The organism is Bradyrhizobium sp. AUGA SZCCT0431, assembly GCF_018131065.1.
Classification (GTDB): domain Bacteria; phylum Pseudomonadota; class Alphaproteobacteria; order Rhizobiales; family Xanthobacteraceae; genus Bradyrhizobium.
On record NZ_JAFCLR010000034.1, the window covers coordinates 24,492 to 47,041 of the forward strand.

A 22,550-nucleotide genomic window follows, 5' to 3' on the forward strand; every position below is an offset into this window, starting at 1 on the left:
GGAACCCTGGCGCGGCAAGAACAAGAATGCGCCCGTGCTTGCGGCGCGACAGGGAGCGAACCATGGCAGCGGAAACAATCGGCTTTGTCGGAACGGGCCGCATGGGCGGACCGATGGCCGGGCGCCTGCGCGACGCCGGCTATTCGCTGTGCGTCTACGATTCGCAGAGCGAGGCGACCACGGCGCTGCTTGCGCGCGGCGCACGGCTTGCGAAATCGCCTGCCGAAGTCGCATCGAGCGCCGATATCGTGCTGTGCAGTCTGCCTACCCCCGACATCGTCAAGGCGGTTGCGCTGGGGCCCGATGGAATCGTTGCCGGAAACCGCGCCACGGTGCTGATCGACCTGTCCACCACCGGACCCGGCGCCGCCAAATTGATTGCGAAGGGATTCGAGCCGAGGAACCTGACATTGGTCGATGCGCCGGTCAGCGGCGGCATCAAGGGCGCGGTGAACGGCACGCTCGCGGTGATGGTATCCTGCCCGAAGGCGACCTATGACCGGGTTGAGCCGATCCTGAAGCATTTCGGAAAGCTGTTTTACACCGGCGACAAGCCGGGCACGGCGCAGACGGCAAAACTCGCCAACAATCTGATGGCCGCGGCAGCATTGGTGATCACCTCCGAAGCGGTGGCGATGGGCGTCAAGGGCGGCGTCAACGCCAAGGTGCTGATCGACATCATCAACGCCAGCAGCGGCCGCAACAGCGCCTCCGAGGACAAATTCCCCCGCGCCGTGCTTCCCGGCACCTTCGATTTCGGATTTACCACCGGCCTCTCCTACAAGGACGTGCGGCTCTGCGTCGATGAAGCCGAAGCCATGGGCGTCCCGATGGTCTGCGGCTCGGTGGTCCGGCAGATGCTCGCGATTACCAACGCCAAGTATGGCGCGTCATCCGACTTCACCTCGATCGCCAAAGTGCTTGAGGAATGGGCCGGGGTCGAAATGCGCGGCTAGACCGAAGCCACCGGCGCGAGAGGCGATTGCCATGACGATCGGATCGACCGGCCCAAGCGAGGTTTCGTTGGCGCGAGCGCTGACGCGCACCGCGCTTGCCGTCGACCCCGGCCGTTTCGACACTGAAGTCATCGCCAAGGCAAAAATCTGCCTGCTGGATTTTCTCTCCTGCGCCTTCGAGGCGCGCAATCACCCGTGGAGCCGCCAGGCGATCGCCATAGCGCGCGAGGTCGGAGACGGCGCAACCGTCATCGGCACCCGAACCCTCGCCTCGCCGGGCGACGCGGCCTTCGCCAACGCCACCATGGGCCACGGGCTGGTGCGCGAAGACATGCACGCCGCCAGCATCTGCCATCATGGCGTGGTGATCTGGCCGATCCTGCTCGCATTGTCGGAACGAACGCCGCTATCAGGCGCGACATTCCTTACCGCAGCAATCATCGGCTATGAGACAGGCGCGCAGATCGGCCGCGCGCTCTTTACCGCCGACCTCGCCCGCCTCTTCCGGCCGACCGGCCTTGTTGCGCCGCTCGGCGCAGCGTTAGCTGGAAGCTATGCTCTTGGCCTTACCGAAGATGCCGCAACCAGCGCGATTGCCATTGCCGCCAACACATCGTCCGGCCTGAACGAATGGCCGCGCGCGGGCGGCTCGGAGATGTACTTCCATCCCGGTTTTGCGGCACGCAACGCGATTGCGGCGATCGAATTGGCGGAGGCCGGCGCCGTCGCTTCGGAAACGATCCTTGAGGGCGAAGCCGGATTGTTCGCCGCCTTCCGCCGCCAGCCTGCTCCGTCCGAGATACGGCTGTTCGCCGGCGCAGAGCCGGAAATCATGGCCGTCTACAACAAGCCGGCTCCCGCCTGCAATTTTGCGCAAGCCGCAGCCCAGGTTGCCCTGCGCGCGGCGCGCGAACTCGGATCGTCGGACGACATCGCGACCGTTGCCATTCGCGTCCCGGAAGCCGCGGTCCGTTACCCCGGCTGCGATTCGAAGGGGCCCTTTCACAACGCGCTGCAGGCCAAGATGAGTATTCCCTTCAGCGTCGCCGCCGTGCTGGCGCGCGGCGCGCTCGAAGAGGAAAATTACGCTGACATCGACGATCCCAGGATACTCCGCCTCGTCGAGCGGACCGAGCTGCAAATCGCGCCTGATCTCACCGCCGCATTCCCGGCCAACCAGGGCGCCGAGGTCCTTGTTGGCCTTCGCAAGGCAAAGACTATCCACCACCGCCTCGACAACGTGATCGCGGCCACACTGGACGAAATCCGCAGCCGCTTTCGGCGTGCTGCTTCCGACGTCATCGGCGACAAGCCCGCGCTGCATCTGGAAGAACTAGTGAACAATTGCACATCGCTTCCGGACAGCCGCGTCATCGCCGCCCGGTGTCGGCTTGAACCGTCCGAGCAGCAACTGCGACCGGCATCATGATCGATAACGACAAACTGAAACTGGGGAGCAAAATGTTCAAACCGGAAATGGCCGAAACAGCCACACCGACAGCTGGAGAGAAACACCGGTCCTCCCTTCCCGCGCGAGGTTCCCAGTGACCCAGGCACTGGAAGGCTTCCTGCAAGCGTTGTCCGCCGGACTCTTGATCGGCGCGGTCTACGGCTTGATGTGCGTCGGGCTCGGGCTGATCTTCGGCGTCATGCGAGTGATCAATTTCGCCCAGGGCGATTTCATGATGCTCGGCATGTATGCCGCGTTCTATTTCTTTACCGCGCTCGGCGTGCAGGCCACGTTCGGCAACACCTTCGGACCGTTTGTCGCGATCCTGCTGGCCGGCCCGGTGCTGGCCGTCTTCGGTTACTTCGTCCATCTTACCCTGATCTCGCGCGTATCAGGCATGCGCACCTCCTCGCTCGAGGGCGAAGGTCACTATGCCCAGCTCATCCTGACGCTCGGAATCGCACTGATCCTGCAGAATGGCGGCCTGCTCGTGTTCGGCTCGGTACTGGCCTCGATCCGGACACCGCTGTCGAGCTCGGCGTGGGAGCTTGGACCGATGCTTTATGACGTCAGCGTCTTCATCAACAAGGCGCGCGGGATAGACGCCGTCGTTTCGCTGGTGACGATGCTGCTGCTGACGCTAATGATCACGCGGTCGCGGATCGGAAAATCGCTGCGCGCCGCGGCCGATAACCCTACGGCGGCAACCTATATGGGGATCGACGTCGACCGCGCGCACCGCATTGCCTTTGCGCTCGGCACCGGCATCACCGCGATTGCCGGCGGTCTGCTCGCCACCAACTATCCCTTCCATCCCTTTGTCGGTGTCGAATACGTCATCGTCATGTATGCCGGCGTCGTGCTCGGCGGGATGGGCAGCCTCATCGGCGCCTTCTGGGGCGGCATGACGATCGGCCTGGTCCAGCAGATGTCGACGCTGATCCTGCCGACCCAATTGCAGAACGCCGCGATCTTCGTCGTGTTTCTCCTGATCATTTTCTTCCGTCCGCAAGGCTTCTTCGGACGCATGGTCGAGAGGACATGACCATGCGCGGATGGCGTTCGCTGCTGCCTATCCTTGTCTTCACCGCGCTCTATGCCGCGGTGTCGCTGAGCGTGACCAATTCCTATTACCAGCTGGTGATGACGCTGGTTCCGGTCTGGGCGATCTTCGGCCTGTCGTGGAACCTGCTGAGCGGATACACCGGGCTGATCTCGTTCGGTCATGCCGCCTTCTTCGGCGTCGGCGCCTATACCGTCGTGCTCTGCCAGATCCATTTCGATCTGTCGCCGTGGGTGACGATCCCCATCGCGGCTGTTCTCGGCGGTATCGCCGGATTGCTGATCGGCTTTCCAACCTTTCGCCTGCAGGGGCACTATTTTGCTCTGGCGATGCTGGCCTACCCGCTCGCCATTCTCTACGTGTTCGAATGGCTCGGCCTGCAGGAAGTCACGCTGCCTATCAAGCGCGATAATCCGATCGCCTATATGCAATTCGCCGATCACCGTCTCTACACGCTGCTGGCGCTGGCGATGATGCTCGGCACCATCCTGCTGACACGGGCGATCGAACGGTCGCGCTTCGGTATGGCCTTGCTGGCGATCAAGCAAAATGAGGCGGCCGCGGAAGCCGCGGGGATCAACACGCTGGCCTGGAAACTCCGTGCCGTCACGCTCAGCGGCGCCATCGCCGGAGCGGTTGGCGGGTTCTACGCCGTCGTGTTGCTGGTGGTGACCCCGCAATCCGTGTTCGGTATGCTTGTATCGGCACAGGCACTGACGGTCGCCATGTTCGGCGGTGTTGGAACGGTCTGGGGTCCGGTGATCGGATCGGTGATCCTGATCCCGTTGGCTGAAACCCTCAATGCCGAAGCGGGCTCACGCTTTCCCGGCATTCAGGGGGTCATATACGGCCTCGCGATCATATGCGTCATCCTGCTCGCGCCTGAGGGCCTGTTCTGGAAGGTGCGTGACTTCCTGCGAAAGCGCTCGGCGCTACCGGCTGCGCCGAAACCGAGCGCGCCGGATGCCCCGGTTGCGGCTGCCGTCCCCGCCGCACCGCTGCCGGTGCGTGCCAAACGATCCACTGGGACAGGCGACGTCGTCCTCGAAGTCCGTAACCTGTCGCGTTCCTTCGGCGGGCTAAAGGCCGTGCAGGATGTCAGCTTCAAGCTACGACAAAACGAGATCCTCGGAATCATCGGTCCCAACGGCGCCGGCAAGACTACGCTGTTCAACCTGCTGAACGGATTCCTGCGGCCGGGTACGGGCGAGATTCTGCTCGACGGACGCGAGATGTCCGGCCGCAAGCCGCACGAACTCTGCGAGGCCGGCATCGGCCGCACCTTCCAGATCATGCGTCCGTTCCTGCGGATGTCGATCTCGGACAATGTCGTGGTTGGAGCCTATGTGCGCGCCAGGACCGATGCCGAGGCACGAAAACTGGCGGCCGATGCGATTGCCCGCGTCGGACTGTCCGGGATCGCCGAACGCATCGCGGGCGAACTCACGACCAAGGAATTGCGGTTGATGGAACTCGCCCGCGCGCTCGCCGGACAGCCGCGCATCCTGCTGCTCGACGAGACGCTCGCAGGCCTCGGACATGACGAAGCCAACGAGGTCGTGGCTGTCATCCAGCGGCTTGCCCGCGACGGCATGACGATCGCGATCATCGAGCACACGATGCAAGCGATGGTTCGCCTGGTCGACAGTTTCCTGGTGCTCGACCACGGCGCCGTGATCGTCGAGGGCGAACCCGAAGCGGTCACCCGCGACAGCCGCGTCATCGAGGCTTATCTCGGCAAAAAATGGGTGGCCCATGCTCCGCATTGAAGGGCTGACCGCCGGCTATTCCGCGATTCCCGTGTTGAACGGCGTCTCGATCAAGGTTGACGAAGGCCAGTTCGTCGCGATCGTCGGACCGAACGGCGCCGGCAAGACCACGCTGTTCAAGACGATTTCCGGCATCGTGCAACCGAGCGCGGGAACGATCACATTCGAGGGTCATGACCTGCTCGCGATCCGGCCCGCGCAACGCGCGCATCTCGGCATCGCTCACGTCCCGGAAGGCCGTCAGGTGTTTCCTTCGCTCACGGTGATGGAAAACCTCGAAATGGGCGCGATGACCGAGGCCGGGCAGCGCGACTGGAAACACAACATCGGGCGCATCTTCGAATGGCTGCCCATCCTGGCCGAGCGCCGCGGCCAGTTCGCGGGCACGCTCTCGGGCGGGCAGCAGCAGATGCTGGCGATCGGCCGCGGGCTCGCAGGCTCGCCCAAACTCCTGATGCTGGATGAACCTTCGATGGGCCTTGCGCCCACCATCGCGGATTTCATCTTCGAACGGCTGATCGAAATCCGCCGGCAATCGAACCTGACAATCCTGCTGGTCGAACAGCGTGTGGCGGAGGCTCTCGAATCCGCCGACCACGGCTACGTGCTCGAGGCCGGCCGCGTCGCGCTCGAAGGCAACAACCAAACCTTGCGAGCGGACGACCGCATCCGCAAGGCCTATCTCGGCATGTAACCAACAACAACAACACCATTGGGAGGACGAAAATGGGCCAGGACAAGATTGCGGACAACGTTGCCGACAATATCTCGAAGACATCGCTGACACGGCGAACCGTGCTGTCAGGCGCAGCCGCGATCGGCCTGTCGACGATGGCGCGCGCGCAGCAGCCGGCCGAGGTCAAGGTCGGCCTGATCGTGCCGTTGTCTGGCATCTATACCCGTCCGGGCCAGGTGATGCGCATGGGCGCCGAGATGGGCATCGAGCATATCAACGCGCAAGGCGGCATCAAATCGCTCGGCGGTGCAAAGATGAAGCTCGTCGTGATCGATTGCGGCGATACTACCGAAAAGGCCAAGAACGCGGCGCAGCGCATGGTGGCGCAGGAGCCCGATCTGGTTGCTGCGACCGGCTCCTATCTGAGCTCCTTCACGCTGGCGGTAACCGAGGTCACCGAGCGCGCCGAACTGCCGGTCCTGACGCTGTCCTATTCGGACCTACTGACCGATCGCGGTTTCAAGTTCATTTTCCAGACCGCAGCGCCCGCCAGTGTGCAGTCGCAACTCGGCCTGCCCGAGCTGATGAAGCTTGCAGAAAAAGCCGCCGGAAAGCGGCCGAAGACGGTAGCGATGCTGATGGACAATACGGCGACCTCGGTCGCGACCGCCAAGGCGCTGAAAGAGAAACTTGTCGCGCAGGAAGGCCTTCAGCTGGTGGTCGAGGAAGTATGGACACCACCGCTTTCCGACGCCACGCCGCTGATCCAGAAGGTCAGGTCAGCCAGGCCGGACCTGCTGCTATTCATGCCCAATGCCGTGTCCGACGCCAAACTTGGCCTCGAGAAGATCAACGAGTTCGGCCTAGGTCAGGGCAAGATTCCGACGGTGTCCTTCAGTATCACCATTGCCGAGCCGGACATGCTGCAAAGCGTCACCCCGGAAGTCGTCCAGGGCATTATGACGATCGTCGCTAACTGGGGCTGTAAAGGACACGAGGACATCATCGCCGAGCTCAAGGCCAAGTACAAAGAACCCTGGGCGACGCAAAACGTCATCTCGACCTACGGCGACATGTGGCTGATGAAGGCCGCGCTTGAAAAAGCCGGGAAAGCCAACCGCCTCGCCGTCGCCGATGCTTTCCGCACCATGGATGGCGGGCCCGCGAAATACTATCCCGGCGGCCAGTTGAAGTTCGACGAAAAGGGCCGCCGTGTCGGTGCCGGCGTCGTCATCGTGCAGTGGCAGAACGGCGTACCCGTCACCGTGTTCCCTTCCGACCTCGCTCAAGCATCCCCGTTCTGGCCGAAGAAAACTTGACTAAGACGCATCTCAAATATTTCAGGGAGGAATAGTCATGACAAAAATTACCCGGGCCGCTTTGACGCGGCGCAGCCTGCTCGCCGGCGCATCCGCCGGTCTGATCTCGTCTCGCGTGTGGGCGCAACAACCGTCCGAAGTGAAGGTCGGATTGCTGGTGCCGATCTCGGGCCTCTATGCGCGCCCAGGAGCCGTGATGCGCCACGGCGCCGAGATGGGGGTGGAGCACATCAATGCGCAGGGTGGCATCAAATCGCTCGGCGGCGCCAAGCTCAAGCTGGTGGTGCTCGATTCCGGCGATACCACGGAGAAAGCCAAGAACGCGGCGCAGCGCATGGTCGCGCAGGAGCCCGACCTGGTAGCAGCGAGCGGTTCCTACTTGAGTTCGTTCACGCTTGCGGTCACGGAGGTCACCGAGCGGGCCAATCTTCCGGTCCTCACCCTCTCCTACTCCGACCTGATTACCGATCGCGGCTTCAAATATGTGTTCCAGACTTCGGCAACGGCGGGATCGCAGGCAAGACAGGCTTTGCCGCAGATCGTGAAGCTGGCGGAAACCGCTTCCGGCAAAAAGCCCAAGACGGTCGCGATCATCACCGACAACACCGCGGCATCGGTTTCCTCGGCAAAGGCGATGCGCGACGGCCTGCTCGCCGAAAACGGGCTGCAGCTGATCGTCGATGAAACCTTTACGCCGCCGCTCGCCGACGCCACCCCGCTGGTTCAGAAAATCCGGTCGGCAAAGCCTGATCTTTTGTTCTTCCTGCCGACGGTGATTTCCGACGCCAAGCTGCTGCTCGAGAAGATGAACGAGTTCGGCCTCGGGCAAGGCAAGATTCCGACCATCTCCTTCGGCATCGCCATTGCCGAACCCGACATGCTGCAGACCGTAAGCCCGGAATTGCTGCAGGGCCTGCTCACCTGTGTCGCCAGCTGGGGCGCCAAGGGTCACGAGGCGCTGATCGCCGAACTCAAGACCCGCTACAAGGAGCCCTGGATGACGCAGAACGCGATCTCCACCTATGGCGACATGTGGGTGATCAAGGACGCGCTCGAGAAAGCCGGCAAGGCAGACCGCGTTGCAGTCGCCGACGCGCTGCGCACCATGGATGCCGGTCCTTCGAAATATTACCCGCTCGGTGAAATCAAGTTCGACGAGAAGGGTCGCCGCGTCGGCGCCGGCATGACCATCGTGCAGTGGCAAACCGGCGTACCGGTCACAGTATTCCCGCCGCAACTGGCGCTGTCTCAGCCATTCTGGCCGAAAAACTAGCTGAAGATTGGATACCGACATGGACAAGGCAACATACGATCGAGGCCTCCAGATCCGAAAGAGCGTTCTAGGCAACGAGTTCGTCGACAAGGCGATCGCATCGGCCGACGACTTCAACCGGCCGATGCAGGACCTCACGACGGAATATTGCTGGGGCTATGTCTGGGGCCGCGACGGTCTTTCGCACAAGACCCGCAGCTTCCTCAACCTTGCGATGCTGTGCGCGCTCAATCGCCCGCAGGAACTCAAGACCCATGTGCGGGGCGCCTTGACCAACGGCGCCACACGCGAGGAAATACGCGAGGTATTCATGCAGGTTGCTATCTATTGCGGCGTGCCGGCCGGCGTGGACGCTTTCCGTAACGCCAAGGAAGTGTTTGCCGAACTGGACAAGAAGTAACCGGAGCCTGAGACGATGTTGGTGGGCAAATGGGCTCTCGTAACCGGGGCAACGGCGGGCTTGGGCCTGGCCGTGGCCGAAAGCCTTGCCGGCGCGGGAGCCAACATTGTCCTGCACGATCTGAACGAACCGGCGCAGACGCGAGATCGTCTGCGCGCGCAATTCGGCGTCGAGGTAGTTAGCATCGCAGCCGACCTCTCACAGCGCTCCGCCATAGAAACGATGATGGCCAGCCTGCTCGGACGTGTCGGCGCTGTCGATATCCTGGTGAACAATGCGGTGGTGCGGCATTTTTCACCGGTCGAAAACTTCCCGCCGGAACAATGGGACGAAGCTCTCGCCGTCAATCTTTCGGCTCCCTTTCACCTGATCCGCCTCGCATTGCCCGGCATGAAGCAACGGAAATGGGGCCGCATCATCAACATGGCGTCGATCTATTCGACCCGCGCGGTCGCGGACCGCATCGATTATGTGACCACCAAAACAGCCATTGTCGGCCTGACCCGCGCCGTCGCGATCGAGACGACCAGGAGCGGGATTACCTGCAACGCACTGTGCCCGGGGACGCTGCCGACGCCCGCCATTCAGGGAAAAATCGCCGGGATCGCGGCCAGCGAAGGCCGCAACATCGACGAGACCACCAGTGACTACCTTGCGAGCCGGCAGCCGAGCGGACGGTTTGTCGCCCTGGAAGGCGTCGGCGCGATGGCGGCTTTCCTGTGCAGTCCGGCCGCGCAGGATATCACGGGGGCCACCCTTCCGATCGATGGAGGCTGGTCCATCGCGTGAACATCATCGGCTGTCCCACCAAGGAGATCTGCAATGGCTGAAGCATCGAGCCGAAATGCCGTCGTGACCGGCGCCGCCGGTGGCATGGGTCGTGCGATCACGAAGGCGCTGGTCGAAAGCGGCCGGCGGGTCGTGCTCGCCGACCGCGATCCGGCCTCGCTTCGTGAGTTCGCCGCCGAGATGGGCGCCAGCACATTCCCGATCGAACTCGATATTACCGACACCAAGGCCGTGGACCGCCTGCCCGACCTCATCCCGGATGCCTTCAAACCGATCGACATCCTCGTCAACAACGCCGGTCACGACATCGGCGGACGGACCCGCTTCGACGCCGGCGCGGCGGACGATTGGTCCGGGATCATTCAGACCAATTTGATCGGCCTGATGCGGGTGACCCGCAGCCTGCTGCCGGAGATGGTCAGGCGTAACGCCGGCCACATCGTCAATATCAGCTCGATCAACGCCGTACGCATCATCCCCGACATGGCGGCCTACAGCGCCAGCAAGGCGGGCGTGCACATGTTTACCGAAACGCTCCGGGGCGAGCTTGCCGAAACGGCGATCCGGGTCACCGAAATGCAGCCCGGTCTGACCCGGACCAACATCATCCTCACCCGCTATCGCGGCGACCGGGAGAAGGAAAAGGACTACTTTGAGCAGTTCAAGATGGCGCTCGACCCGGCCGATATTGCCCGGTCGATCGTGTTTGCGCTGGACCAGCCGCCGCATGTTCAGATTGCGGAGATGATGATTCTGCCCGTAAATCGCTATTGAACCAATGCCGGTGCGAAGGCGGTAGACAATGGACAAACGCGGCGAATTGCAATCCACGCTCCGGATCGAGGACGTTCCGACCGTCCGGTCGATGGTCGCCCAGAAGCTGCGCGAGGCGATCATGTCCGGAAAGCTGAAGCCAGGCCAGCGCCTGGTCGAACGGGAGCTTTGCGAGATGACGGGCGTGAGCCGGCCATCCATTCGCGAAGCGCTCCGGTTGCTGGAAGCCGATGGTCTCGTCAATACGGTCCCTCACCGTGGCCCTGTCGTCAGCACCATCAGTCTTGAAGAGGCAAAGCAGCTCTACGCGGCCCGTGCCGTCCTCGAAGGATTTGCCGGACGAGAATGCGCGCGCCTGCACGATCCCGCCGTCGTCCGCAGGATCGGGGACGCTCTCACCAAGCTGAAGGCGGCGTTCGCCGATTCCGACTTGATAACGGCCCTCGAAGCCAAGACGGAGTTTTATGCGGCGCTGATCGGCGGCTGTCAGAACGCCTTCATCGAACGAATGCTCAGGCCGCTGCACGACCGGATCACGCTGTTGCGGATTACGTCGATGTCGCAGCCGAAGCGCATCAACAAGAGCCTGCGCGAGGTCACCGCGATCTGGCGCGCCATCCAGAGCGGCGATCCCGATCTCGCCGAGAAATGCTGCGTCGATCACATCAACGCGGCGGCCGTGGCCGCGCTCAGCATGATCGAGCAATCATCCGCGTCGAACGAGAAGGCGACCGCGGATGAATGACCCAACGTTATTTCGAGCAAGCCGTTTCAAAGGGCCACCAGGCCGATAGGAAGCTGCCATGAAGTTTGTAAAATGCGTTGCGCTGATGCTGTTGTCGCTGTCGCCGGTACTGCCGGCATTCGCCCAGGAATTTCCGAGCCGGCCGATCACGCTGGTCGTTCCCTTCTCGGCCGGCGGGCCCGGCGACGTCATCGCACGCCTGCTCGGGACATCGATGAGCGCGACGCTGAAGCAGTCGCTCGTCATCGAAAACGTCGTCGGCGCCGGCGGTACCCTTGGCACGAATCGCGTCGCCAAAGCCTCGCCTGACGGTTACACCCTGCTACTGATGCATGTCGGTCAGGCCACCGCGCCGGCGCTCTACGCCAAGCTGCCGTTCGACCCCGTTGGTGACTTTGCGCCGATCGGTCTCGTCACCGACGTACCGATGATCCTGGTGGCGCGTGCGAATTTTCCCGCCAAGGACCTGAAGGAACTCGTCGCCCATGTGCGCGCGCAGGGCGACAAAGTCACCTATGGCAATGTCGGCCTCGGCTCCGCGTCACATCTGTGCGGGCTGATGTTCATGAACGCCATCGAGGCCAAGCTCACACCGATCTACTACAAGGGTGGCGGCCCCGCGCTGAACGATATCATCGCGGGGCACATCGACGTCTATTGCGATCCGGCAACCGGACCTACGCCCTATATTCAGGCCGGCACCATCCCGGGTTACGCCATCACCAGCAAAAAACGCGTCCCGACCCTGCCGAATGTGCCGACGTCGGCGGAAGCCGGGGTACCGAAGTTCGACGTCACGACCTGGTACGGGCTGTATGCACCACGCAATACGCCGAAACCGATCGTTGACGCGCTCGTCGACGCCCTGCAAAAGGCGCTCAAGGACCCGCCCCTGGTCAACCGCTTCGCCGAACTCAGCATGGCACCGGTCGAGCAGGAACGCGCGACGCCCGCAGCGCTCGAAGCTCTTCTCAAGAGCGAAATCGAAAGATGGGGCCGCATCATCAAGGATGCCGGCATCACGCCGCAGTAAAGCGGACTCGGCTCGCGGCGCAGCGTTTCCGGATCGTCCGCGCGGCTCTTGCTTCACTTTATTTCAAGCAGATCATCCCGCGAAATGGAGTTTGGCGCAAAAGATCCGCTTTCCCTGGGTGTTCAAAGTAGTGTCCCTCCTTTGAAGCATCGGCCTGTTGCTGACACTGCAGAGGATTCAGTTCAGCCTGCTCATCTTGAGCGTAGCTGGATTTTCATTGATCTCCCGGTGCACACATCGTGCACACGCCGCCTTCTAACTATCTGAAAAAACCAGACTCTCGCTCCAATCCATCATGGGCAAGTTTGAGCTAACTCCAGAAAGTGTCATCGTAGGTTGTACAAATAACTGCGATCGATTCCTTGGCAGCTCCGAGAAGCACGGATACGTCGATCAGACCGATCCAGCGCGGCCGCCAAGATATGCGCTGACGACCGCCGGGTTGTGCCGGAGATTTTGGGCGGTGTCTTCGCCCGCTATGGCTCCATTCTCGATCAGATAGCCGCGATCCGCTATTTTCAGGCTCAATCGGGCGTTCTGCTCGACCAGCAGGATACCGAAGCCGCTGGCGGCGATCTTCTTCAGCGGTTTCGGTTCCAGCGTCTCGTGAGAGCAGGAACAGAGCTGCCATAGCGATCCCCGCCGTGAGCACGATGTGGGAGTGTGCAGTTCCGCCGGAACGATTTGCCGTCCTTCCGCTTGGTGTTCCTGGTTGGAAATTACGTGGAGAAAGTGCAGTGCCCGGCAAACAACCCAAGTTCCAATCTGACGTGATGGGTGGCCTATATCTAGGCATCGCCATCACTGGTGTAGAAGCTCTGGTCGCGATGGGGTTAGTTATCGCGTTCATGTAAAAGGCCGCCTCAGTTGGCGGCCTCTTTCATTTGATGCCTCACTGAAACACTTCATCGAACACGCCGCGAGCGGCCTGCCCGATTGCAGCACGGGGGATCAGCGCGGCCTTGAGCCGCGCCATCGCCAGGCCGTAGCCCATAGCCCATGAAGCCTTAGCCCCGTGCCACCGGTCGCGTTCGGCGAGTGTTCTGCATTTCCGTTCTGTTCCCAATTGCCTCCCGGGTACTGGCCTGTTTCGACCCTCAGTGGCCTAAATTCGACCGCACGGGCAGGCCCTCGATCACGAAAACAGAAAGACCCCGATCAGCAAACCTGCTGCGAATGCCCAGAGGCCTAATGTGCAAGCTGAGACAACGCGGACGAGATTACGGAGGTCGTCGTCCGACGCGATCATGTGGGATCGATCCGGCATTGCAGCCGATCCCCCCTTCGCGGCAATTTGCTGGGGCCGTCCTTTATAGACGGACGGCATCCCGGCGACCCGGCGACCCGGCCACGTATTCAGGCTAAACTCCAATTCCGGCCCCGTCTGTCCGGCTTCCGACATTGGGGTTGCTGTTCGGTGGCCTGTTTTGCATTTGCGAGTGGCCTGTTTCGGCCAGCACCGTACTGGCCTGTTTCGACCCCTAGTGGCCTAGTTTGAAGTACGCAGTGGCCTGCTTTTAAATCTGCCTTCTATCCGGAACCCGACAGAAGCCGGGGCCGTTGAGTCAGCATCACCGCACGGTCAATGGCTTCCATCGGTGATGAGAACGTCGGTTGCGCTCCCGCCCCATCTAACAGGGAAGGTAGAGCATCATGCAGCTATCCCGACCCACATTACATCTGTTCGAAAATCGAACCGCCAAAGAAAAGAGAAGACTTGAGGTTTTGGTCTTGGAACTGAGTCCCGGCCCGAAACGTGATGAGATTCGGCAGCAGATTAGGCAGCTTGAGACGGCAGCCATTGTTGATAAATGCGTGTCATCGCCCGGTCTGAAATCGCCCCGGTAGCGCCATGGTGGATCGTGGTACTGTCCGTATTTGACCCCTCGTGTCCTAATTTGGATCTGCTAGTATCCTAGTTTGTTCTGCCATCGCGGAGGTGCCCATGCGGGCGCTTGAAGTATTCGCGATCTACGTCGCGCCCTTCTTAAAGCTTTGGCGCAGCGGTCAAGTTCTGGATGAAGCGATACGCCGTTGATCTGACCGATGCCCAAAGGCAGGCTGGCGGTCCACCTCGGCGCAGGTTTCTCCTTGGAGCTTGGCGCACGGATGAGTAAGGCCGCCCCAGTTGGCCGCCCGGCCGCACTGACCCGGGAGATCGCCGTCGTGTCATCTGTCAGGGTCGCCAGTAGCGTGGCCGCTGATCGCGCCACAGCGGCGGTGGCCGTGGGATTAGGTTCCGGAGCCGGGCCAGCCTCCTGACGGGCCGCGCTGGCGTCCGGGGCGAGATCATCACTCGTGATTTCACGACTGACCGGCCGGTGTTGGTGATTTCACCAGTCGAGGGATCATCCCGTGATTTCACGGGATCATAGCTGGTGATTTCACCAGCTCGCATGTCTCCGGATTTCAGGAAACATTGCCCGGTGCTGGTGTCGCGTGATTTCACGGGAGACCGGGCGGCCGTGATGCTGCATTCGCCATCGCGCTCGATGATCGTGATGGGCACCGCGCCGCTTGCCGCGAGATGCACAATTCTTCCGGGAAAAATGATATCCCGCGCCATTATTTCGGCCTTTGGATACCTTTCAGCGTGCCAGTCGCGTTTTTCATTAACGCATCCACAAAACGCACTTCGTCGATCAACTTTCCTACAATGTAGCCCACCACAGCTCCCCTGACGTCACTACCGCCCGAAACGCTGTCGAGTTCATCTGCGGACAACTCGTGGATGCCATTCAATTCAGTGCTGAGATTCGTGTTCATGATTCTGTTCCTTGTTGGCGGCGGGGCCATCCCCCCGACCGGTGAAAGAGCATCTCAAATTGCCGGGTTGGGCGCTGTGATGCAGGTCACGCTGCGATTTACTTCAATTAGATCGTCCGTCGGGCATCCGGTTTTTTCCACTGCCAAGCCGTGCATAGCAGCACCGACGATATGCGACGGCGGCCTTCCTGTTCGGAGATCGTGCGAGCATCGGGCAGCGATAGGCGCATCAGGGGCCACCGTCAAAACGGTCGGCGGCTATTGTCTCACAGGTTGAATTCCGTACGATATGCCCGCTGGGGATAAGGGGGCGTTCATATGAGCGACGACAATCCGTTTTACGGCCTGATGTTGTTCACAGGGCCTGGAGTATTGGCCTACCAAGGCTATCCATGGCTCCAGAGCGGCATCTGGACTCCTCTGCCAATCTCACTCGTCTTTGACTACTTTTCGTGGCCGCACCGCCTTAAGGGATGGATTGGTCTACAAAGCATGATTGACTGGCTATTGGATTGTCCGTTGAGCCTGCTCGTTTTCCTCTTATCACTTGTTGCCATCGTTATTGGCGCCGTCGCGGGGGCGATGATCGACCGAGGAAGACAATCTATCTAACGGCTTGCGCCGAGTTGAACCGCGATTGCACCCGGCCAAGTCACCAGACTTACGAACAGCGGACTTGCACCGCACCGGGAAGTCGAACCTCCGCTGGCCGGTTGCCGCAAGTGGCTTTCTCAGCGGCAACTGCTCTGGATGCAGCGGTGCAAATGGTTGAAGCGACGCGCACGGTCTACGTTGGTGAAGATATCTTTCTAAAGTTGTTCAACAATGAAATTGGTCGCATCGAGCGCGAGTGGAAGTTAGTTTTGAAGGACTAAATGAACCGCTCACTCGTGTTTTCAGGGTAAATCAGGCCCCGACCTCACGGCAGAATGCTGACCGGCTTCAACGCCACCGCCCGTTTCATCGCACGATCCGATAAGCCTTGGCGGCCTTGCGGCGCGGTGCAGCTTCCGGACCGGGCTTGCCGGGGCTCAAGGCCCTCAGCATTCCAATATGGGCATGGATCAGCGGCCCGCGATCTTCCGCCGCCATCAACCGCATTTCGGTCGCCGAGAGGCAGGTCGAGAGTTAACCACAAGGGTCATTCTTTAAACTGACCCACTGCCGATCGGTTGAGTGCGCGAATCGACGGCCCAACGTGGCAGTGCGGGGAACAGATTGGACTGGTCGCCTATTATCTAGCATGAAGCGGCTACGCTACCAGCGACCAACGCTTGGCCTCGGGCTGATTATGGCGCTCGCCATCGGTGGCGTCGCGGCCGTGTTCGGCTATTACGGTGTTTTGGTCTGGCGGTTCTTTTTCGACTGATGCGCAGCTAAGAAGAATTGTCCGCGCAACACACTTATCCGGTGGCCCGACGCGCGACGCTGCGTCCCCACCACACGCCGGGCCAGCCAAACCGCAGCGGGGTTGAGGGGCGCCGGTTTGACCGAATCGTTCATAGCCGAACTTCGTGGCAGAAACCCGCCTGGCGTGAAACGGCGAGTGCTTGCGGCGGGCAGTCCCGTCAGTCCCACCCCAGTGCCGCGATCAGCCCCCTATTCGGGAAGAGTAGGAACTTTTTGGATGCCGCGGAGTCGGACTCTTCGCCTCCGGCCTTCACCCCCGTCGGCCGGTTGGCAAACTCCAAGTGACGGTTCCAGTGCTGCACCGCCGCGTGCTGGGGCCGTTTTTGCAGGCGTCGGATGAGCTAATGGGTGAACACCCAACGGGTGGCATATCGGGGGTCGATCCTCTTCGAGCGATAGACCTCATTTGGACGCTGCGGGACATCAAGGCGAAGCGGACTTTGCTGCCTCCCGACCCCGATCATTTGCGAGACCTGATCGAACTTGGCTTGGTCGAGATGCGAGACGACGCTCCGGCACTCACGAACAAAGGCCACGAAGTCCTCGATTAACGACGCGGCGGACGCCCTTTTCAATGCGCCATGGTGGCCGTCAAACGACGTGGCGCATCTCCCCTGCCCCACGCGCTCTCAATTCCGTGAAGCTGCTTCGTGGCCGGGTCCACGACGACACAATTGGCCGCTCCCAACGAAGCCGTTTTCCTCTCCCGGCGAAGACATCCTGAAACGAACCGATGGTTTGATGGCTGCACCAAACAACGGGGTTCAGCCATGTGGGACATCATTATCAACCTGATTTACGAGCAATCATGTGAGAGCTATTTGGCTGAGGCGCAAAGCGTACAGGATTAGGACCGAGGCGCATCATGCGTGAAGAGTTTGCTTCTTACGGTTTCCTTGCAGTGACGGTCGCGGGCATTGTGCTGCTCAGTTGCGGATTATTTGCCCTCGCGATTAGCTGACCGGCAGGGCATCCACGCCGAGCTACGGCACCTCAATCCGACAAATACGGCGCGAACTTGTGCCGCAGCGTTCTTAACAGCGACCCTGTTTCCAAAGTCCCGGAGGGCAGCCTCTTCCACGCCAGCCGACCTTTCGGCCTCGGCTCCATCCGTAGGCCCGGTGTCCACCACCGCGCCCCCAGCCATGGCCGCCCCCGCGACCATGCCCGCCCTTAATCTCGATCACATCAGACGCGAACACCGAATTTAGCATTCCCTTATCCTGAACGCCCCCGGGAAGGGCTGAGACTTGAGTAGTCGCAAATGCGATTGGCATGGTGACTAACAGTCCGAACAATAGTTTTCTCATGGGATTTCCCTCTCCCTGATCGCGCGCTGCCAGCATCGCACTACCCGGGTGGCCGTAGCTCCTTCGAAGCTACCCAATTGTCCATTTTGGCGTAGGACCGGTATTGCCGGGCTTTGTCGAGCAGAGCATCGCGCTCCGGGCTTGGTGGCATCACGTCGGCTTGCCGTGAGCACTCTTCCGCCATGCGCGCATAATCAGCTGCTTTCATTTTGTCCCCCCTGATATTGTTAGTACGAAAGTCTAGGCCAGAAATCGGGGCGGAACTTTGCTGAAAATAAAGCCGCTGGTTGACGCACTTTCTGCATCTCAAAGGCAACCGGGGCACCAACTCAAAGCCAATCCCCGGCCCTCTCATCTCTATGGATTCCTGACGACGGCGCCGAACGTGGTCGTCGAGCCGATCCTTCCGAAGGCAATGCCGGTGATCCTGACCTTCGACGAAGAACGCGAAGTGTGGCTGCGGGCACTGTGGAACCAGCCGAAGGCGCTGCAGCGGCCGTTGCCGGATGACGTATTGAAGATCGTCGCGCGCGGCGTCGACAAGGAAGACAACGCCGTTTCGCGCCCGTAAAAGCACGGGAGCATTAACCTGCATGGCGCGCATCAAGCCTAATGAACGACTTTGGTTGCGGATGCGCAAAGACCGGGTAGCTTGAAAGCACCGGACATTTCCCGGGCCCAATTCGAAAAACCGTCGGCCGAACATACTCCGGCCGACGCTTTGCTTTGAAAGGTTGCGATGAAAAAACCGTCCGTGAAAGACCTACCCAAGAAGCGGACTGAGATTAGATGTCCGGCATGCGGTGGCACTGGATTTGCGCCGGTCACGCAGCCAGTCCAGCCCGGCCGAAAAATCTATGCCGCACCATGTGAGAAATGCAATCGAAAGGGACGGATAGCAGCGAACTGAGACGCCGAATGGGCGCTTAGCCAAGGAACGCAAGCAGCTAGATAGTTAGCATCAATTGCGATGGCCGATTGCCGGGGCCGCGACCCGTCGCGCGTGCGGCAGCGTCTTGCTCGGAGCCTTGGCTAGCGGGCGGATCGAACGGCTCTCAGCGGGCCCCGATGTCCGCTCTGCAGCGCCGGAAGCGGCCATAGAACGACTGATAAGCATTTCTGCGAAATCCTATCAGTCAGTAACTTGGCCGCTTTCGTATGAAACCTTATCAATCCAACTCGACTGACTGACCTTCACCGATCACGGCCTGAGAGGTGTCGAAACCACTTGACGCCTACTGTCTTGACCGCGATCTCGAGCTCACCGCGGCAGCAGTAATGATACTCGACGCGAGAACATAATTGCAAAATGGCGATAGGTTCGATGCACCTTTCAGGATCAAGATCTCCTAGGTGCACACTAGCGATGGTTAGAGCGTTTCTCCGGTGCGATTGACGCGCAGCCAACACGTCATCGGATGGGGGGCCGTTGTGTATGCCAGTCTGTCGTTCCCATTAAATACGAATTCATTCTTGGCTTCGTCGATTACCATCATCGACAGCAAGGTCATCCGCAAGGCGTCGCGTACTGCAATGACGCCGTCCGTGTCGAAGCCTTGCCGTTCGTTGTGGGGAAACGTCCACTTCGCGCAGCTAATATGCGCTAAAGAACAATATTGTCGCCGCTTGGAAGCGCGGCACCCTACGATCGAATCTGGGCGCCAGGGCGGCCCGAAGATCTGCCCTGGCGCCCGCCGCATTTCAACTCAGTACGGCCCGGGTTCGCAGGGGATGTTGTCACCGGTCCAGGGCGCCGTAGCGAACGCGCCGACGCGCGGCGCCGGAATGCAGGCCTGGCCATCAACATACGGAGCGGCGGCAGGATCGCTCACATTGACGCTCTCGGTGACATGCCGTCTGGACGTATGGTTGTCGCGAGCCATGGCAGGTGTTGCGAGCATTGCGGCAGCAATCATTCCAGCAGACAAGAGCTTGATCGTGGTCATTCGACTTCTCCATTGCGTGTAAGGAAGCCAAGGATGTTTGGCTTCCACACTCGCGATGTGGGTAACCACGAGCAATCTTTAAACGGCATACTCGCTCACGATCATTCAACGCGTCGTGAGATCACCACGACGACAGCAAAATCGTTCCAAGAAATTGCACGGCTATCGCAACGAGGAGAATGAATTTTTTTATAGTCGATTTCGTCGTTGCCGCGCTCCACAATGAAGATTGGGGCAAGACAAAATGGACTAGACTCATGAAGACTATTCGGAACATCGCGATTGCCTCGACAATCGCATTTTCAACACTGGTATTTGCCGCGGTCACGGCATCGGTGGCGGAGGCCGGGCCGATCGTTTCACCAGGTCACTATTGCCTGTCATATGATGAGGGCGGAACGGATTGCAGTTTTACAAGCTATTCGCAATGCCTCGCAACCGCTTCCGGCATTGACGCGAAATGCTATGGCAAGACCTTTCGCGACGACGATGCCGACAGCTTCCCGGCTGCTCAGCACCTTAACTCTCATGGCTATTGACTGAGGCGCGCGCGGGGATTCAAGCTTGTCTTGCAGACCGCGCCGATGTCGCAACCCGGATCAATCCGGTTGATCGGGGCAGGCAATCTCCACCTTGCAACCCGGCCCGGAATGGATCGTCAGCCGAAAGCCATGTAGCCTTACGATCGCGGCGACCAGGTTAAGACCAAGGCCGACGCCCGGCGTATTTCGTATCTTGTCGGAACGATAAAATCGCCTCAACACGGCCTCCCGTTCCTGTTCACCGATACCGCAGCCAGTATCGGTCACGCGAATAACAGGCTCGCTGCCGTCGCGGAGCAGCTGGATGCTCACCTTGCCGCCTTCCGGCGTGAATTTGATGGCGTTGTCGACCAGGTTGGCAACAGCCTCAATCAGCAAGTCACGATCGCCGCACACGGTGAGAGGTCGCTCGACTTCAACCTGCAACGCGATGTCCTTGTTTTCGGCGATCGGCTCATAGATGTCATGCACCTCGCGCAGCATGTCGTGCAGGTTGACGTCGCCAAACCCCGCGGAGCGTCGGCTGTTTTCGATCTCCGCCAGGCGCAACAGCGCGGTTATGATCGTCAGCGACTGATCGATGCCGGCGATGGCCCTGTCTGTAACCGCCTGAAGCTGCTCCAGCGATGTTGCGTTGGTACGCCCGCGTTCAAGTGTAAGACGGGCACGCGTCAACGGCGTCCGCAAGTCATGGGCAATATCGTTACCGACGCCGGCCAGTGCATGGATCATCGTTTCCATTTCATCGAGCATGCCATTGACGATGATCGCAAGCCTCGAAAACGGCTCGTCGACGCTACGGTGCGGCAGCCGCTCGCGCAGGTCTCCGGCGATGATACGCTGAACCCGCTGATTCACCTCCTCGACCCGTCTTTGCGCTCGCACGCTGAGCCATGCGCCGGCGAGCAGGCAGAGGCAAAATCCGGGCAGCAGGCCGAGCGCGAGCGCCTGGCCGACGACACGGGAAATTTCCCTGGCCTCATCGACATTTCGTCCGATCACCAGTACATCGCCGTTGCGCATCCGTCGCGCAATCGCACGCACAGTCTGATGTTCCCGGCCGCCTCGATCTATCCTGATAATGTCAACGCCTTGTGGCGCCGCATCGATCTTGAGTCCGGCGGGCAGACTCTCCAGATTGCCCGTGATCCGGCTGCCATCGGCGGCAAAGATCGCCGCGAGTTGCACGCCACGGGGATCCTGCTTCAGGCGCTCGTCGATCGCTTCGAGTCTCCGCTCAGGCGTCAGCCCGGCAATCCCGTCTATTTGCGCTGATATCACGCGGTCGGACCGCGTGATCAGATAGTCATCAATTGTCCAGTAGATGAATCCAAACAATGCCAGGATGAAGGCGGCAAGCACGCCTGTCACCATCAGCGTCCAGCGGAACGTATTCGAGCGTACGAATTGCAGGTGACGCATCGGATTTCCGTCGCGGTGTCCTCGGCCAATATCAGTATAGGCAACCGCGATCGACAACGCATCACCCCGAGCGAACGGCCGATCGCCTCAGGGCACAGCCTTAAGAATGAAGCCCGCGCCACGGACGTTGTGGATCATCGGCGCGTCGCCGGGCCCATCTACCTTGTGACGGAGGCGTCCCATATGCACGTCCACCAGGTTGGTCGCGGGAACGAACTTGTAGTTCCAGACCTCCTCCAGCAGCATGGCTCGCGTGAGCAATTGATCGGCGCGCCGCATCATGTACTCCAGCAGGCGAAACTCACGCGGCAGCAGTTCGATCGCACGATCGCCGCGCTTCACCGTACGTTCGATCAGGTCGATCTCCAGCGCCCCAACCTTAAGCGTAGTCTCGCGCGATTCTGCGGGTCGGCGCAGCAACGCCTCCATCCTGGCGACTAATTCGACGATGGCGAACGGCTTCGTGAGGTAGTCGTCGCCTCCCATTCGCAGTCCCCGCACACGGTCGTCGACCGCCCCCAGCGCACTCAACACCAGCACGGGGGTGCGCACCTGTTCTGTTCTCAGTGTCTCGATGACGGTGAGACCGTCCATTCCGGGCAACAGCCGGTCGACGATCATGGCGTCGGGCTGCGACGAGCGCGCCTTGTCGAGGCCCTCGATGCCGTTGCCTGCCCATTCAACATCAAAACCACGATCGGCCAGTTCGGCTTTGATTTCCTCAGCCGTTTCAGCGTCGTCTTCGATTAGAAGCACTTTTGCCATATGCCGCTTCTCGATTGCCGCAAAGCCATACGCGTCCGGCAAGCCGGGAGTCGGACTTCTGCGGATCGCTATCAATGCCATAAGGTCAACCACCTGCAATGCCAAGACTCTTGTCTGGAATTGAGTTTCCCGCCGGAGAGCT

The 22,550-nt window shown here is 60.7% G+C and carries 21 protein-coding genes and 1 pseudogene; 18 read left to right on the forward strand and 4 right to left on the reverse strand.

The genetic code is table 11. The annotated features are described in order from the left end of the window. Positions 1–62 precede the first annotated feature (62 nt). The 13 genes from JQ567_RS27615 to JQ567_RS27675 all read left to right on the forward strand — a co-directional run bounded on the left by JQ567_RS27615 (position 63) and on the right by JQ567_RS27675 (position 12,880). A complete protein-coding gene (locus JQ567_RS27615; RefSeq protein ID WP_212441734.1) occupies positions 63–956 on the forward strand; it encodes an NAD(P)-dependent oxidoreductase in 894 nt (297 codons plus the stop codon). 31 nt (positions 957–987) lie between these two features. Continuing rightward, on the forward strand, positions 988–2,385 hold the full coding sequence (locus JQ567_RS27620) for an MmgE/PrpD family protein (protein ID WP_212441735.1): 1,398 nt from the start codon (positions 988–990) through the stop codon (positions 2,383–2,385). A 115-nt stretch (positions 2,386–2,500) separates the two neighbouring features. Beyond that, positions 2,501–3,451, forward strand: coding sequence for a branched-chain amino acid ABC transporter permease (locus JQ567_RS27625; RefSeq protein WP_312017473.1), 951 nt, complete (start codon positions 2,501–2,503; stop codon positions 3,449–3,451). Further along, positions 3,448–5,238, forward strand: a complete 1,791-nt coding sequence (locus tag JQ567_RS27630) for an ABC transporter permease subunit (protein ID WP_212441736.1) — start codon at positions 3,448–3,450, stop codon at positions 5,236–5,238. Before JQ567_RS27625 ends, JQ567_RS27630 begins: the two co-directional genes overlap by 4 nt. Then, positions 5,225–5,932, forward strand: coding sequence for an ABC transporter ATP-binding protein (locus tag JQ567_RS27635; RefSeq protein ID WP_212441737.1), 708 nt, complete (start codon positions 5,225–5,227; stop codon positions 5,930–5,932). The genes JQ567_RS27630 and JQ567_RS27635 overlap by 14 nt, the downstream gene beginning before the upstream one ends. Before the next feature lie 32 nt (positions 5,933–5,964). Further along, entirely contained in the window at positions 5,965–7,233 is a 1,269-nt protein-coding gene (locus tag JQ567_RS27640) for an ABC transporter substrate-binding protein (RefSeq protein ID WP_212441738.1), read from the forward strand. Between the two features lie 37 nt (positions 7,234–7,270). Then, positions 7,271–8,506 (forward strand): ABC transporter substrate-binding protein, encoded by a 1,236-nt coding sequence (locus tag JQ567_RS27645; protein ID WP_212441739.1) that lies wholly within the window; start codon positions 7,271–7,273, stop codon positions 8,504–8,506. Positions 8,507–8,525: 19 nt separating this feature from the next. Beyond that, positions 8,526–8,906: a carboxymuconolactone decarboxylase family protein gene (locus JQ567_RS27650; RefSeq protein WP_212441740.1), complete on the forward strand. Its 381-nt coding sequence runs from the start codon at positions 8,526–8,528 to the stop codon at positions 8,904–8,906. Between the two features lie 15 nt (positions 8,907–8,921). Then, positions 8,922–9,695 (forward strand): 3-hydroxybutyrate dehydrogenase, encoded by a 774-nt coding sequence (locus JQ567_RS27655; protein ID WP_249165759.1) that lies wholly within the window; start codon positions 8,922–8,924, stop codon positions 9,693–9,695. A gap of 33 nt (positions 9,696–9,728) precedes the next feature. Continuing rightward, positions 9,729–10,469 (forward strand): SDR family oxidoreductase, encoded by a 741-nt coding sequence (locus tag JQ567_RS27660; protein WP_212441741.1) that lies wholly within the window; start codon positions 9,729–9,731, stop codon positions 10,467–10,469. A gap of 28 nt (positions 10,470–10,497) precedes the next feature. After that, entirely contained in the window at positions 10,498–11,214 is a 717-nt protein-coding gene (locus tag JQ567_RS27665; protein ID WP_192734570.1) for a GntR family transcriptional regulator, read from the forward strand. Between the two features lie 58 nt (positions 11,215–11,272). Then, complete coding sequence (locus JQ567_RS27670; protein WP_212441742.1) at positions 11,273–12,247, forward strand: tripartite tricarboxylate transporter substrate-binding protein; 975 nt, start codon at positions 11,273–11,275, stop codon at positions 12,245–12,247. 444 nt (positions 12,248–12,691) lie between these two features. After that, a complete protein-coding gene (locus tag JQ567_RS27675; RefSeq protein WP_212441743.1) occupies positions 12,692–12,880 on the forward strand; it encodes a hypothetical protein in 189 nt (62 codons plus the stop codon). 1,932 nt (positions 12,881–14,812) lie between these two features. Here the strand turns inward: JQ567_RS27675 and JQ567_RS27680 are convergent. Beyond that, complete coding sequence (locus JQ567_RS27680) at positions 14,813–15,013, reverse strand: hypothetical protein (protein WP_212441744.1); 201 nt, start codon at positions 15,011–15,013, stop codon at positions 14,813–14,815. Between the two features lie 318 nt (positions 15,014–15,331). Between JQ567_RS27680 and JQ567_RS27685 the strand changes: the two genes are divergently transcribed. The 4 genes and pseudogenes from JQ567_RS27685 to JQ567_RS27695 all read left to right on the forward strand — a co-directional run. Further along, positions 15,332–15,625 (forward strand): hypothetical protein, encoded by a 294-nt coding sequence (locus JQ567_RS27685; RefSeq protein ID WP_212441745.1) that lies wholly within the window; start codon positions 15,332–15,334, stop codon positions 15,623–15,625. Positions 15,626–16,256: 631 nt separating this feature from the next. After that, positions 16,257–16,382 carry a hypothetical protein gene (locus JQ567_RS38705; protein ID WP_283816578.1) on the forward strand — a complete coding sequence of 42 codons (126 nt, stop codon included), beginning with the start codon at positions 16,257–16,259 and terminating at the stop codon, positions 16,380–16,382. Positions 16,383–16,704: 322 nt separating this feature from the next. Further along, positions 16,705–16,974 (forward strand): hypothetical protein, encoded by a 270-nt coding sequence (locus JQ567_RS27690; RefSeq protein ID WP_312017474.1) that lies wholly within the window; start codon positions 16,705–16,707, stop codon positions 16,972–16,974. 1,070 nt (positions 16,975–18,044) lie between these two features. Further along, positions 18,045–18,304, forward strand: a pseudogene (locus JQ567_RS27695) (SOS response-associated peptidase); the annotation flags it as partial. A 1,135-nt stretch (positions 18,305–19,439) separates the two neighbouring features. On the opposite strand, the gene JQ567_RS27700 reads toward JQ567_RS27695, so the two are convergent. Next, complete coding sequence (locus JQ567_RS27700) at positions 19,440–19,679, reverse strand: hypothetical protein (RefSeq protein ID WP_212441746.1); 240 nt, start codon at positions 19,677–19,679, stop codon at positions 19,440–19,442. Between the two features lie 179 nt (positions 19,680–19,858). On the opposite strand from JQ567_RS27700, the gene JQ567_RS27705 reads away from it, so the two are divergent. Further along, positions 19,859–20,218: a DUF3551 domain-containing protein gene (locus tag JQ567_RS27705; protein ID WP_212441747.1), complete on the forward strand. Its 360-nt coding sequence runs from the start codon at positions 19,859–19,861 to the stop codon at positions 20,216–20,218. A gap of 60 nt (positions 20,219–20,278) precedes the next feature. Here JQ567_RS27705 and JQ567_RS27710 read toward each other — a convergent pair whose 3' ends face one another. Beyond that, positions 20,279–21,700: an ATP-binding protein gene (locus tag JQ567_RS27710; RefSeq protein WP_312017475.1), complete on the reverse strand. Its 1,422-nt coding sequence runs from the start codon at positions 21,698–21,700 to the stop codon at positions 20,279–20,281. Positions 21,701–21,730: 30 nt separating this feature from the next. Further along, a complete protein-coding gene (locus tag JQ567_RS27715) occupies positions 21,731–22,408 on the reverse strand; it encodes a response regulator transcription factor (protein WP_212441786.1) in 678 nt (225 codons plus the stop codon). Between the last annotated feature and the right edge of the window lie 142 nt (positions 22,409–22,550).